Source organism: Chitinophaga pinensis, assembly GCF_007896845.1.
Taxonomy (GTDB): domain Bacteria; phylum Bacteroidota; class Bacteroidia; order Chitinophagales; family Chitinophagaceae; genus Chitinophaga; species Chitinophaga pinensis_C.
Genome location: NZ_VOHS01000003.1, coordinates 357,744 through 370,564 on the forward strand (window position 1 = coordinate 357,744; position 12,821 = coordinate 370,564).

The 12,821-nt window shown below is 44.6% G+C and carries 18 protein-coding genes and 1 pseudogene; 14 read left to right on the top strand and 5 right to left on the bottom strand.

All coding sequences use genetic code 11. The features are described 5' to 3' along the window. Positions 1 to 339: 339 nt before the first annotated feature. Both FEF09_RS34675 and FEF09_RS32710 read left to right on the top strand, forming a co-directional pair. Positions 340 to 465, top strand: a pseudogene (locus tag FEF09_RS34675) (hypothetical protein); the annotation flags it as partial. A 65-nt stretch (positions 466 to 530) separates the two neighbouring features. Then, entirely contained in the window at positions 531 to 1,064 is a 534-nt protein-coding gene (locus FEF09_RS32710; RefSeq protein WP_146304070.1) for a cytochrome c3 family protein, read from the top strand. Here FEF09_RS32710 and FEF09_RS04885 read toward each other — a convergent pair. After that, positions 1,057 to 1,632: a Crp/Fnr family transcriptional regulator gene (locus FEF09_RS04885; RefSeq protein WP_146304071.1), complete on the bottom strand. Its 576-nt coding sequence runs from the start codon at positions 1,630 to 1,632 to the stop codon at positions 1,057 to 1,059. The two genes, FEF09_RS32710 and FEF09_RS04885, sit on opposite strands and share 8 nt — an antisense overlap. Positions 1,633 to 1,715: 83 nt before the next feature. On the opposite strand from FEF09_RS04885, the gene FEF09_RS04890 reads away from it, so the two are divergent. Beyond that, positions 1,716 to 2,696, top strand: a complete 981-nt coding sequence (locus tag FEF09_RS04890) for an NAD-dependent epimerase/dehydratase family protein (RefSeq protein ID WP_146304072.1) — start codon at positions 1,716 to 1,718, stop codon at positions 2,694 to 2,696. A gap of 184 nt (positions 2,697 to 2,880) precedes the next feature. On the opposite strand, the gene FEF09_RS04895 is transcribed toward FEF09_RS04890, so the two are convergent. Continuing rightward, the gene (locus tag FEF09_RS04895; RefSeq protein ID WP_146304073.1) at positions 2,881 to 3,687 is read right to left on the bottom strand and encodes a helix-turn-helix domain-containing protein; all 807 of its coding nucleotides are present in this window, start codon (positions 3,685 to 3,687) and stop codon (positions 2,881 to 2,883) included. A 312-nt stretch (positions 3,688 to 3,999) separates the two neighbouring features. Here FEF09_RS04895 and FEF09_RS30610 point away from each other — a divergent pair, with 312 nt between their 5' ends. From FEF09_RS30610 to FEF09_RS04905, 3 genes are read left to right on the top strand one after another with little or no spacing between them, the layout of a single operon-like run. Next, complete coding sequence (locus FEF09_RS30610) at positions 4,000 to 4,155, top strand: hypothetical protein (RefSeq protein WP_186774194.1); 156 nt, start codon at positions 4,000 to 4,002, stop codon at positions 4,153 to 4,155. A 51-nt stretch (positions 4,156 to 4,206) separates the two neighbouring features. Further along, positions 4,207 to 5,280, top strand: coding sequence for a sensor histidine kinase (locus FEF09_RS04900; protein ID WP_146304074.1), 1,074 nt, complete (start codon positions 4,207 to 4,209; stop codon positions 5,278 to 5,280). After that, the gene (locus FEF09_RS04905; RefSeq protein ID WP_146304075.1) at positions 5,258 to 6,010 is read left to right on the top strand and encodes a LytR/AlgR family response regulator transcription factor; all 753 of its coding nucleotides are present in this window, start codon (positions 5,258 to 5,260) and stop codon (positions 6,008 to 6,010) included. The genes FEF09_RS04900 and FEF09_RS04905 overlap by 23 nt, the downstream gene beginning before the upstream one ends. A gap of 4 nt (positions 6,011 to 6,014) precedes the next feature. On the opposite strand, the gene FEF09_RS04910 is transcribed toward FEF09_RS04905, so the two are convergent. Genes FEF09_RS04910 through FEF09_RS04920 form a run of 3 tightly spaced genes read right to left on the bottom strand, consistent with a single transcriptional unit; the run spans position 6,015 to position 8,786 of the window. After that, on the bottom strand, positions 6,015 to 7,292 hold the full coding sequence (locus FEF09_RS04910; protein WP_146304076.1) for a hypothetical protein: 1,278 nt from the start codon (positions 7,290 to 7,292) through the stop codon (positions 6,015 to 6,017). Then, complete coding sequence (locus FEF09_RS04915) at positions 7,264 to 8,199, bottom strand: FecR domain-containing protein (RefSeq protein ID WP_146304077.1); 936 nt, start codon at positions 8,197 to 8,199, stop codon at positions 7,264 to 7,266. The genes FEF09_RS04910 and FEF09_RS04915 overlap by 29 nt, the downstream gene beginning before the upstream one ends. 2 nt (positions 8,200 to 8,201) lie before the next feature. After that, positions 8,202 to 8,786, bottom strand: a complete 585-nt coding sequence (locus FEF09_RS04920; protein WP_186774195.1) for an RNA polymerase sigma-70 factor — start codon at positions 8,784 to 8,786, stop codon at positions 8,202 to 8,204. Positions 8,787 to 9,016: 230 nt separating this feature from the next. Between FEF09_RS04920 and FEF09_RS04925 the strand changes: the two genes are divergently transcribed. From FEF09_RS04925 to FEF09_RS34680, 8 genes are all read left to right on the top strand, one after another. Next, on the top strand, positions 9,017 to 9,445 hold the full coding sequence (locus FEF09_RS04925; protein WP_146304079.1) for a MarR family winged helix-turn-helix transcriptional regulator: 429 nt from the start codon (positions 9,017 to 9,019) through the stop codon (positions 9,443 to 9,445). Positions 9,446 to 9,478: 33 nt separating this feature from the next. Then, positions 9,479 to 9,895, top strand: coding sequence for an organic hydroperoxide resistance protein (locus FEF09_RS04930; protein WP_146304080.1), 417 nt, complete (start codon positions 9,479 to 9,481; stop codon positions 9,893 to 9,895). A gap of 362 nt (positions 9,896 to 10,257) precedes the next feature. Continuing rightward, positions 10,258 to 10,443, top strand: a complete 186-nt coding sequence (locus tag FEF09_RS04935) for a hypothetical protein (RefSeq protein ID WP_146304081.1) — start codon at positions 10,258 to 10,260, stop codon at positions 10,441 to 10,443. Between the two features lie 31 nt (positions 10,444 to 10,474). Next, positions 10,475 to 10,984, top strand: coding sequence for a hypothetical protein (locus tag FEF09_RS04940; protein ID WP_146304082.1), 510 nt, complete (start codon positions 10,475 to 10,477; stop codon positions 10,982 to 10,984). 29 nt (positions 10,985 to 11,013) lie between these two features. Further along, the gene (locus FEF09_RS04945) at positions 11,014 to 11,277 is read left to right on the top strand and encodes a hypothetical protein (RefSeq protein WP_146304083.1); all 264 of its coding nucleotides are present in this window, start codon (positions 11,014 to 11,016) and stop codon (positions 11,275 to 11,277) included. Positions 11,278 to 11,473: 196 nt separating this feature from the next. Further along, positions 11,474 to 11,737, top strand: a complete 264-nt coding sequence (locus tag FEF09_RS04950; protein ID WP_146304084.1) for a Crp/Fnr family transcriptional regulator — start codon at positions 11,474 to 11,476, stop codon at positions 11,735 to 11,737. Positions 11,738 to 12,312: 575 nt separating this feature from the next. Then, complete coding sequence (locus tag FEF09_RS04955) at positions 12,313 to 12,492, top strand: hypothetical protein (RefSeq protein WP_146304085.1); 180 nt, start codon at positions 12,313 to 12,315, stop codon at positions 12,490 to 12,492. Between the two features lie 2 nt (positions 12,493 to 12,494). Then, the gene (locus FEF09_RS34680; RefSeq protein ID WP_409994846.1) at positions 12,495 to 12,680 is read left to right on the top strand and encodes an MBL fold metallo-hydrolase; all 186 of its coding nucleotides are present in this window, start codon (positions 12,495 to 12,497) and stop codon (positions 12,678 to 12,680) included. The last annotated feature ends 141 nt before the right edge of the window (positions 12,681 to 12,821 follow it).

The window sequence follows — 12,821 nt, forward strand, 5'->3', positions numbered from 1 at the left end:
GCCTATATGCATACGGGACATTTTAATACCTCTTCTCCCGCTTCCACCAAAACGATCAAAGGCAGTTTCGGAACCGGTGCCAATGGTTTTCTCTATAGCAATGGTGTGCGGGTAATAATGGAACGCCGGGATAGCGGTTTATTCCAGACAGCCTATGCAGACAGTACTTTACAGGAGATACATCGTTTTGATATTACGATGGGATCAGGCAGGAAAGCGCAGACTTTTCTGACCTGGAATGCCGGAAAGTATTTTCAGTTGCCGCTTTCATGGTTTGTGCCGGCAAACAGCTGGGCAAACAGTCCGGGGTTCCCACCCTCCTATCCCAAATTTGACCGGATGATACCCAGTACCTGTTTTGGATGCCACAGCTCTGCTGTAGGCATTAAAGACGTTCATATGGAAGGAAGGCATTTATCAGAAACGTTTGAAAAGAACCAACTGGTATACGGTATAGACTGCGAGCGTTGTCATGGGCCTGCGGCCGAACATGTGGCTTTTCATACCGGGCATCCGCAGGAAAAAATCCCATGCATATTACAAAGGTGCGTTCCTTACAGCACCAGCAGCGGCTGGATATGTGTGCTTTGTGCCATTCCGGCCTTGGAACGCCGCAAAAACCCGCTTTTGACTATAAACCGGGAGACGCCTTGTCCGACTATTTCTTTCCTGATTTTACCCGCCCTACACGGGCCGCCGAACTGGATGTGCATGGAAAACAATATCAGTTGTTCACTGCCAGTAAGTGTTTTGTGAAAAGTAATGATATGACCTGCTCGTCCTGCCATGATCCGCATAACAGTGAGCGCAATCAGCTGGCAACCTTTTCACAGCGTTGTATGAGTTGTCATCAGGCTGGACAGCCGACTTTCTGTAAACTGAAAAATGTGTCTGCGGAAGTATTGTCGAAGAATTGTATTGATTGTCATATGCCTGCTTTGGCGTCTGGTAAGATCACATTGCTGACAGACGGACAGACCAGTCCTACGCCGGATTCTATGCGTACACACCTGATCACTGTATACCCTGATGCAGCAAAACGGGTACTCTCCCTGCTTAAATAGCCGTATGGCCAATATCTTTCAGCATCCTGTTGAGGCTGCGTACCGAAATACCGAGGTATTCTGACAGATCCTGTTTGGTAAAATTGATCTGTTGTGATTCAAGGGTGTTCAGTAACTGAGGCAGGATTTCTGCCAATGTATATAATTGATGGCGGGAGGCCTTTTCGGAGATCCGCATAACCCGGTTGACCAGCTGCTCCAGCACCTTCATGTTGAATGCAGGGATGGTTTCCAGAAAATGTCTGAACTGCGTGCTGCTAAGTACGTATACGGTCAGCGGTGTAATGGCTTCTACCGTGCAGCCTGCCGTCTTGTGACGTATCGCTTCTATTTCACCCAGTAATTCTCCTTCGCCCAGAAAATCGAGTATATAATCCTTCTCGTTTTCTTCCGTCATAAAACATTTGATAACGCCCGACTTGATAATGTAGACGTTCTGCAGTGTCTGATCCTGCATGATCAGTTTTTGTTTTATGTCGAGATGCCGGAGTGTAATAGCGCTCTTTGTATGCTCTCCTGCCGAGAGTTCATCCATCAGCTGTAATAGCGCCAGGTTTGTCTTGATCATAGCTGTAAATGGGACAAATGTCCCAAAAATTGCATCAGGACCCTTTAATTTCGATCCTGAACATTAAGATAATACGCTAACATATGAAAGTTTTAGTTACCGGGAGCGCCGGACATCTTGGTGAAGGATTGGTCCGTACCCTGCAGGCACGTCGCTATGAAGTGACCGGCATAGATATACAGGCTTCTCCGTTTACAACCTACGTGGGTTCAATTACAGACAGGGAATTTGTAAAAAGTTGTCTTGAAGGGGTACAGGCAGTGATCCATACCGCTACCTTACATAAACCACACGTTGCCACACATAGTAAGCAGGAATTTATTGATACCAATATTACCGGTACGCTGCATCTGCTGGAAGCATCCGTTGCCGCCGGTGTAGAGGCCTTTGTTTTCACCAGTACAACAAGTGTGTTTGGTGACGCATTGGTACCACCAAAAGGTACACCCGCCGCCTGGATCACCGAGGAAGTGACACCGGTGCCCAAGAATATATATGGTGTGACCAAAGCTGCGGCCGAGGATCTTTGTCAGCTGTTTTACCGTAACCACCAATTGCCCTGTATCGTACTGCGCACTTCCCGTTTCTTCCCGGAAGAAGATGATAATAAAGGAAGAAGGAGTGCTTTTACCGATGACAATCTGAAAGCCAACGAGTACCTGTGCAGACGGGTAGAACTGGAAGATGCTGTTGACGCGCATATACTGGCTGTAAAACGGGCGAAAGCCATTGGCTTTGGAAAATATATCATCAGTGCGACATCGCCCTTTATGCAGGGGCATACGCCTTACCTGCGCAGTAATGCCGAATGGGTTGTTCAGGGAGTTGTATCTGCATTTGCACAGGAATATGTCCGGAGGGGCTGGCGGATGTTCAAAGAGATAGACAGGGTCTATGTCAATGAAAAAGCGAGAAGAGAGCTGGGATGGGCGCCAAAATACGATTTCAGATATGTCGTGGAACAGTTAAAAGCCGGCCGGGATTTCAGAAGTCAGCTGACCCGGGAAGTAGGTGCGAAAGGCTATCATGCAGAAACATTTGAAGACGGACCTTATCCGGTATAGACAGGGGAAGGGGACAAAAGACGATAACGTTTTTTGCCCCCTTTTTTAGAATGGCGTGTTCTGTTTATTTTCCCCCGTTACTGCTGATAATAGGCTATTCTCTTTTCATGATGACCTTGTTTTAGATTGCTATCGCAAAGAAAGGACACCTGAAAAGGTTAAAATTGTAAAAAAGCGAACAGCGTCAAATTTCAGCCGTATCTGCTGAAAGTGTAGGTTGCAGAAAGCGGGAAGGCGTAACGCCCGAAAATGCCTTAAATTCCCGTATAAAGTGCGCCTGATCGTAGTAGCCACACTCATAGGCAATGGACGTCAGGGATTCCTGTGCCTTTCTGACCAGCGTCAGACTCTTATTAAAACGTCTGATATTAAAAAAGCGCCTGGGCGTGATGCCAATACAATCAATAAATAGTTTCTGGATATAACGGGTTGACACACCGTGTCGCAAGGCCAGTTGCGCGATATCAGGTCCGTCTCCTCCCGGTCCGGCATACCGGCAGATACTTTCTATCAAAGAGATCTGAGAAAGGTTCTTTTTAGATCTGATCAGTTGCCGGACGAGGAAACTGTCCAGTATACCGATCTTTTGTGTCAAAGTACTCTGATCCATCATATGAGCATGCAGATCGACGGCATCTGCCTTAAAAACATCCAGCAGGTCTACAGAATCATCTGTGAAATCAACAATCCGGTTGGGAAAGAACAGGGCCGTTGCATGGGGATAAAACCGGGTGACCAGTAGCGTGGTTTGTTTTCCTGCGATAATCCGGGCTGGTGCCGTCAATTGACCCAGTACCTCAACCGGTGGCATGTCTATATAACGGTCATTCAATACAGAAACGACTTCTCCTTCCGAAATATTAATGGCAAGTTCCAGGTAACCGCTGGGGTACATAGCATCATTGATACTTTGCTGATCTGTGGCAAAGACCCAGTAATACTTGACATAAGGCTTTAAGATGTCGGAAGGGAGAAATGTCTGCAGTTCCATTCTTCTAATTTACTGAATTTGGGGGCAGCGTTACAGCGTTTTTAAAGTGTCTGGTTTTCAATAGTTATTACCTGAGTGCTTCGATATATCCTTATTAAACCCCCGGTAGGCCGTTATTGGTACGTTCTTCGACGAAGCACCGACGGTGTATCAAGGGTGTAATATTGAGGTAATAGCAGGGGGTAACAGCATTTATTTCGGTATGCGATATTTTAACTTGGGTATCCAATTTCGCGACTTCAGTCAGATTGCGCCGGCAGGTCTGTAGTATTTGAGGCAAATTGCCCTCATAATCACTAAACGGAACCGATCATGACAAAAAAAATGCATTACGTGTCACAGCTGTATAAAATAGGTAAATTGCTGAAAATCGTTAAAGTTGTACTGTCTGTTTTATCATTAGGCACGTTTTATCTGATATGGGAATCACTGACAAGGCCGGTATCCAACCGCGTTGCTGTCAACTAAAATATCAATGGATAGGGCAGCCTGATAAACAGTCTGATCTAATTAGATACTATGGCTGCATCCAATTATAAGTTTTTAAGATTATATGGATATCCTATCTTTTGCCTGCTGACAAACCTGATCTTTTTCCTGATCAATCCTTACGAGCGTACATTCAACGCCTGGAAGCAATTTACGGTGCTGGATTTTTTCATCAATAGCCTGATTTCCCTGCTTTTCCCTTTGGCAGTGATAGAAACAGGTATATGGCTGACTTATTTCCTGAACCAGCGCCTGCACTGGAAACGGAATATGAAAATGCGTTTTATAGTACAACTGATCGCACACATGATCATCGTGCTGCTGATCGTTAATCTGTTCTTTCGCATTCCATTCCCGGCCAAATTTGCCTTCAATCAGTTATTATACCGGCAATCTTCCATCACCGGAATGATCTTTTGTCTGGTGATCACATCCATATTTGCCACAGAATATCTGGTATTTCGTCTGAATAATGCCCGGATTGAAGCTTCCAAGTTAAGCGAGCTGGCTGTACAGGCACAGCTGGATGCATTGAAGCTACAGTTAGACCCTCACTTTCTTTTCAATAATTTAAGTACCCTCACCTCATTGATAGAGGAAAATCCTTCTTTGTCCGTCAATTACGTGGTGAAGCTATCCTCTATTTACCGCTATATGATGAGTAACCGTACGCAGAATACGATTGCTGTTGCGGTAGAACTGGACTTTATCAAAAACGTACTGTTCCTGCACCAGACCCGGTATGGGCAGGCCATCCGTGTGAATATTTCAACGGAAGTAGAAGAATGGCATGGTGAGATTGCTCCGCTGACACTACAGTTGCTGATAGAGAATGCGATTAAACACAATCAGTTTTCAGGAGATGCGCCGCTGATTATCGATATTTACCTGCAGGAAAAGAAATGGCTGGTAGTAAGAAATAACAAGAAACCGAAGCGGGTGAAAGAACCCGGTGCGCAGTTGGGCCTGAAGAATATTACGCAACGTTACGTGCTCTTATGTGGAAACAAACCACTGATAGATGACGGCCCTGATTATTTTGAAGTGAAGATACCATTGCTGAAAATAAATACGAAAGACGATGTTAAGCATTTTGATCATTGAAGATGAATTACCCAACGCAGCAAGGCTTAAAAAGCTATTGCTGCAGATAGACAGAAATATTGAGATTGTTGGTGAGATACAGACGGTAGAATCAGCTATCACATGGTTGAAGGAAAACGAACATCCGGATATTATCTGTATGGATATTAAACTGACGGATGGATTAAGCTTTGAAATATTTGATCATGTAGCTGTGGAATCGCATGTGATTTTCATTACTGCGTATGATGAATATGCACTGAAAGCGTTTGAGGTAAATGGTATCGACTATTTACTGAAACCTCTGGATGAAGCCCAGCTGGAAAAGAGTATTACACGTATCAAAAACCTCGTCAACCGCTCTACAAGTACGGACCTGCTGGATGTGATCAGGAAGATGCAACACAAAGAGGTCGTATACCGTACCCGCTTTCTGGTCTCTTATAGAGATATGTTTATTCCGGTGATGGTGCATCATATTGCTTACTTCTTTTCTGAGCATAAATCAGTGTATCTGGTCACAGAACAGGGAGATCGTTATGCGATCGATGAGACGCTGGAAGAACTGGAACAGGAGCTGAATCCGAAAGAGTTCTTCAGAGCTACGCGGCAATATATCGTCTCGGCCGCCTCTATCCGGAAGATACACCAGACATTCAACGGGAAGCTGAAACTGGATCTGCACCCTCCGGCAGAGGAAGTCGTTGTGAGCAGAGAGAAATCTATTGCATTGAGAAAGTGGCTGAGTTGAGCACTTAGAAAAAGTGATAATATAGCGATAACCGGGCACCTACCCAATGTTGATAATCGTTTTGGGTACCAAAGCGCTCGCTGATGGTGTAGGGAGCTTTACCATATCTGAACTTTCTTTGTTCGCCAGCATCTTCGAATATAGGAGGAGGAATATGATCCGCTTTTTTCCTCAGATCATTATAATGCACCTGTACATGTAAAGTCCATTTTTCTCCGAATGTTTTGGACCATCCGAGACTATAACGGTTAAGTCTTTCCTTCAGATGAATATCATCTACTCCCAGCGTATCCGGAACATGATATCTGATCGTGCCGGTTGTAAAGCTGATGTGTAATTGTTGTGTCTCATTCAGCTTTACCGGAATGCCAGCACCCCAACGGAATCTTCCGCCGTAGGCAGTAAACCCGTAAGAGGCGATGCCATACAGGTATCGGAAACCTGTTATCAGCGATACATTACCATATAATATTTCGTCTGCGCTAAGCCCTGCTTTCAGGTAGGGTTTATACCAGTTGACAGTTCCATCTTCATTGTTATTTCCGGATGTTTCAGTAGCCGGCTGGCTGATACTGTTATCCCTTGCCGCAACAGCGGTTGTATTCGCAGTGACTGTCGTTGCCGTTGTGGTAGTGCCGGTAGCTATTGTACCTGACGTAGTCCTTGTCGCTTTTTTAACCACAGGCATTTTATAGTTGGAACCTCTTTTCTTAAAATGTGGACCCTGTTGTGTTTGTGCAAGTGTATATAATGTTACAGTAGTATCATTGTTAGTAGTGGCAATGGCAGGCAGTGCTTCAAGTGGTAATTGATGGTTGCTGTCAGTGCTTGTATCCGGTAAGTTTCTTCTTGTGCTGCTTTCTGTTGTACGGGCATTCTGGTGATTGGGGGCATTGGGAGCAGGTGTTGTTTTAGGGGCTGCTGCTGCCAGTGTATTGTTTTTCCCCTTGCCAGACCGGGCATCCATAAACAGAATGTGATCACCGATGATCTTGTAACTAAGGTTAGCCTGTTGTTGTATCTGTCTTAAGATACTGGCTAATTGCCAGTTGCCCGAACGTAAGGTGATACGTTTCTTTAACGATGAATTCTGCATGTTAAGCGAATACTCCAATCCTGTTTGTTTTGCAATGGTTTTCGCGAGTGTCGTAATATCTATCGGAGATGTTGTGATGTTGACGACAGCTTTGTCGTATTGCTGGGCAGACAAAGGGGTAGAGAAAAACAATAGCAGGATAGCATACAGGATATAGCTAGTTTTCTGTGATGAAATGGATTTCATTTTTGTCGGGTTTACTGATGTATTGAATGTTGAGGGTAGTAGCAATCACTTCGAGAATATAATCCAGTGGTTTATTGTCAAAGTTGCTGGATATTTTAAGGGAAGCAATTACGGTATCATCGATGACGATGTTTGTCTGATAGGCTTCAGCGAGGGCTTTACAGACAACAGACATATCTTCATTTTCAAAGTGGAACACGCGGTCATACCTTATACTCTGGTCTTTTTTAATGTAGATACCTGTTTGTCCGCCGGCAACAGGTAGTTCGTTACTGCTGGTATACATGCGTATTTTTCCTGACTGCACTTTTACAATGACGGCAGTATCATTTTCAGCTACATTAAACGCGGTACCGAGGACTTTAATCTGCAGGCCACCGGCAGTAATGATAAAGGGTTGTCTGGCAGTACCATGGATATCGAAATCCGCGTTACCCTGCAGGGATACATTTCTTTCAGCTGCGGCGAAGGTTTCCGGATAAATGAGGGTGCTATTGGCGAAGAGTATCAGGTCAGAACCATCAGGTAATTTTAGCCGTTTGGTTTCGCCGCCGGAGGTGCTGACTGTATACTGACGTACAGGGCGCAACAGGATGGCCGCAGCAATGATAATACCGGTCAGTATGGCGGCTGCGGCTGTCCAGCTCAGGATTTTAATCCGTAGTGGACGATTCCGTTGCGGCAGTGGTTGCATTTGTTGCCATGCGGATCTGGCGTCCTGTATCACGTAGGGATGTGCGCTTGTGGCGTTCCATGCAGCACGCAGAGCGTTAAACTCTTTATTATTGGCGTCATTGCGGGCTCTCCAGTCGTCAATGGTCATGGCTTCTTCAGGAGAGGCTTCTCCGGAGAAATACCTTGACAGGAGTTCATCTGTCACGTTCATATTTTCAGCTTTTTGTGCCATACTTAGTGAAAGAGATTTTTCAGGGCTGAGATCAGTTGTGCACTGATGATCAGCCAGCTGAAAGTGCGTTCAGACAGTATTGTTCTTAATATGCGTAATGCCTTACCCATCTGTGCTTCTACTGTCTTTACAGAAATTTGCAATTCTGCGGCGATCTCGCCATAGCTCTTTTCTTCGAATCTGCTTTTAAAGAAGATTTCCCGGCATTTATCCGGCAGGGACTTCATCGCCTCAAGGACTTCTTTTCTCATATCCGCGAATACGATCTGCTGTTCGATATCTGCTATACTGGCGGAGGATATACCGGCGGCAAATCTGTCGTAATGCTTCCGCCGGATCTTACTGCTTTTAATATGATTCAGGCAGTGATTGTGCGTGGCAGCATAGAGATAAGATCGTACGGATTGTCTGATCTGCAGACTTTCCCTTTTCTGCCATAGCTGAATAAAAACAGCCTGTACGGCATCTTTCGCCTCTTCATTATCCTTCAGTATAGTATAGGCATAACTGTGCAGTACCTCAAAGTATTCAAGGAAGTATTGCTCAAGTAAGGCACTGTCTGTTTTAAGGTCATTTAGTGGTTCCAATGTGCCGTAAATGTGTTTTACCCGAAGGTAGACAATGCACAAAGAGAAGTACCCTTACGCGGATAGAAAAATTTCAGACACCCGGTATGGGCATAACCAGTTATCGGCGGAGTGAGTAGAAAAGATCATTAATTGTGAGTAGATATAGCCGGCAGACAGATCAGGATAGATAGAATCGATTAGGCTTGTTGGATGATGATATTTAATTTTGCACAATTAAATTTACTGAAATGGATGTGCTGCACCTGAGCAATCAATTATGTTTTCCGTTATATGCGCTTTCGCGGCAGATCACCAATCTGTACAGGCCATTGCTGGAAGAGCTGGATCTGACTTATCCGCAATATCTGGTGATGTTGGTACTGTGGGAGCATAAGCAGGTATCTGTAAAAGAGATCGGATTACAACTGTGGCTGGATAGTGGTACACTGACGCCTTTATTGAAAAGACTGGAACAGAAAGGACTGGTGAAGCGGAAGCGGGATACAGCTGATGAACGTCTGGTGCAGATCAGCATTACCAGCAAGGGAGAGCAGTTAAGAGAACTGGCGGTACGCGTACCTGCCGCACTGCGGAAGAGTTTGCCAATGGGCGCCGGTGAGGGAAAACAATTGGTGAAGCAGTTGCACGAAATATTAAACAGTTTAGCAGAGAATTAGGTCAATCTTCTAACAGATAAAAATTCATTTAACATGGAAAAGTTGTATACGACGAAGGCTACCGCTACGGGCGGACGTAATGGCCATGTAAAATCAGCAGATGGGGCACTGGACGTAGATGTACGGGTGCCAAAAGAAATGGGTGGAGCTGCGGGTACTTATCTGAATCCGGAAACATTGTTTGCGGGTGGCTATGCAGCTTGCTTTGACAGTGCGCTGAATCATGTGGCGCGTCTGGAAAAAGTAGCAGTTGGCACAACAGCAGTTACTGCGGATGTCAGCATTGGTAAAAAGGAAGACGGCGGATTTGCTCTCGCCGTAACACTGGAAATTGAGATTCCGGGTGTAGAAAGAGCTCAGGCTGAAGAGCTGGCGAAAAAGGCACATGCGGTATGTCCTTATTCCAATGCTACAAGAGGAAACATTGAGGTACAGCTGATCGTGAAGTAATTTTTATTTTATTGATGATAAAGTCCGTTAACAGGGGAACCATCTTCCTGTTAACGGATTTTTTTTGAAAAAATGCGTAGCACATAAGGGTACTGTCTTTTGGAGATTGTCAACTGACAGACCCCTTATTCCTAAGTTCAATAAGAGATGGTAGTAGATGCCCATTTCTTATCATGTTATAGTCGTTCCATAAGATGGCGGCTTTCATTGAATCTCAAACGCAATACGGGATGGGATTTTATATTCCGTCCCGTTTATTTTTAATAGACTTTGTTCTATATTCGGGGATAATTTGATATATCCTGTACCGTACGCATTTATCCCGGTGAATACCGCATATCCCTATAACTTAAACATCAAGTATGAAAAGAGGAATTCTACTATTTTTTATCAGCATTGCCGTAACAATTACCTCATTTGCGCAACAGGACTCCACCGTTGCAGACAAAATTAAACTGGAAAGAGACCAGCAACTAAAAGAGCTGAATGACAAACTTAAACTGAATGAAGGCGAGATTAAAGTACTGAAAGCGAATTATCCGGACTGAATGACAAGGAAGCAAACGGAAAATGAGCGCGATGGAAAGCCTGCAGGTGGCATTGGACAGCAGACTGGCGATATTGGAGAAAACGCCGAAAATCAGGGTCGGATTGAATGGTCAGCTGGCTTTTACCGAATTGCTCAGTATACAGCGCGATGTACAACCGGCAGATCTGTTTCTGGCTTCTCAGCAGTTCTTTACACAATTGGGCGCTGTGAGCAATCTTCAGCAGTATAAGGATTTCAATGACTGGAAAACAGAATATGAAAACTGGTATTCGAAAAAAGGTCGTGGCGATCAGATGTTTGACTTTCTGAATTCATCCCTTTCACTGGTTACTAACGCTGCTAACAGGGTGCCTTTATACGGTTCTTTGGTACAAACGGTATCATCCGGTGTGAATACCTTGGTGATGTCTTTTGGTAAAGAGAACAGAGAGCTGAGAGGAAAGAGTCCTTCTATGCTTAGGTTACTCAATGTGGCTAGCCAGTTTGAGCAGCAGAAATCGGTGATTGATTATGAATGGACGGCTATTACCAAGAATTGAATCAATTACAGCAGGAAAATCAGGATTTATTGAGCCAGCAGCTGTCCTATTATGGTCTGGATGGCGAAGGTTATAAAAGAGAGTATCTGTCCACTACACTTGACCGTAAAAGAGAGCAGTATAAAAACGAATGCAGATTATTGATTGCCAGAAGAATACAGGCGATGGAGGCAGATAGTCTGACGAAGGAAATGTCTGGTCAGGTGGAACGTTTATGTATAAAGTACAGTCCTGCGTATGCGTTTCGGACAACTGACGGCCAGAATGATGATCAATATCGACAGGTACAATGAGCTGATCACTGATTATTCAGACAGTAATAAATTCCCGGCAGAATTTCCACCAAGGTAGGCGAACTGAAGGAGAACTGTCATTTGTGAAAAAGACCTTTGGTAATTCATTTAATCCGGCGAAATATATTGAAGATTCTGCAGTTATGTATATAGGAAGCAACACTGCCGAGACGGGATATAAGGCATTCTTTTACCTTTGCGGTATGTCGCATCCGTTAAGAGTACATATAGAGTCGGTCGCAAACTGACAGACGAGGAGTTTGACTATGTCCTCTCATTTTGTCCCGGTGAGTATAAGAAACATAATGCACTGGTACGTGAGGGAGACATGGTAAAACATGAATATTTTGTGTTGAAGGGATGTCTCAGGGCATATATGACAGAAGCCAGTACCGGAAAGGAATTTACCTATCAGTTTGCTGCTGAGGGCTGGTGGATCTCCGAACGGGAATCACTGTGAAACAGATCCCTTCGAATACCGCTATTGAATGTCTGGAAGACTGTGAGCTATTGTCTCTTTCCGCTGAGAACCGTGATAAACTGGCCCGGAGATGTGGAAATATCAGCATTATCTCTTGTCGAAGTCAAGTCTGGCTATGTAGCCTTACAGAAAAAGGCTGCAATTGATGATTATGGAAGTGCAAAGGAAAGGTTTGAGACTTCGTACGCCAGTATCCGCATTTATATAGCCGTATACCGAAGACGCATATTGCTTCTTTTCTTGGTGTGTCCCGTGAGACCATAAGCCCGTTTATCCGTAAATAACGACGATTTGTCACAATTTTTAAGTGACAAAGGTCCTTCCGCAGGGTAGCGAACAGCCGGAATTTGTGCTATAAATTTTAAAGCAATGAATTTTCTGCGAACATTTCCCTGAGAGGAAATGGCATTATTACTACTAAGGCGGCATATTATCTGCGAAAGCACAGACAACTGACTCTCCGGCACAACCGGATTTACAATCTGCAGTTGGGGGATGTCCGTGTAATTGCCCTTTCTGATGGACGCTGCCCCTGAATATGCATACGATGTTGCATGAGACCAAGAAAGGAGAGATCAACACTTTACTGCAACAACTATCTTGATACGGTTGTAGAGAACCCTATCACTGCTTATCTCATCCTGAACGGTGATCAGCAGATATTGGTAGATGCCGGTTTCTGGCGCTTTCTGGGACCAACACTTGGCAACTGCAGTCCATACTGGCGGCATTAGGGATCAACGCTGCAGATATTGATGCGGTATTACTATCCCATTTACATGTTGATCACGTCGGCGGATTGATCAATGAGGTAAGATGTCTTCCCGAATGCAACACTTTACATCAGCAAACCAAGGCAGATTTCTGGTTGACAACAACGAATAAGGCTACTGCAAATAAGATAGGCGCAACCGTTCTTTGATATCGCCCAGACAGCAGTTTCAACCTTATCAGCAGGCCGGAAAGTAAAAACGTTTGTAGCGGGTACGCAGATCCTGCCGGTATATCAGCCGTATCAGCTCCAGGACATACACCGGGGCACAGCTTTTTTTACTGGAAAGCA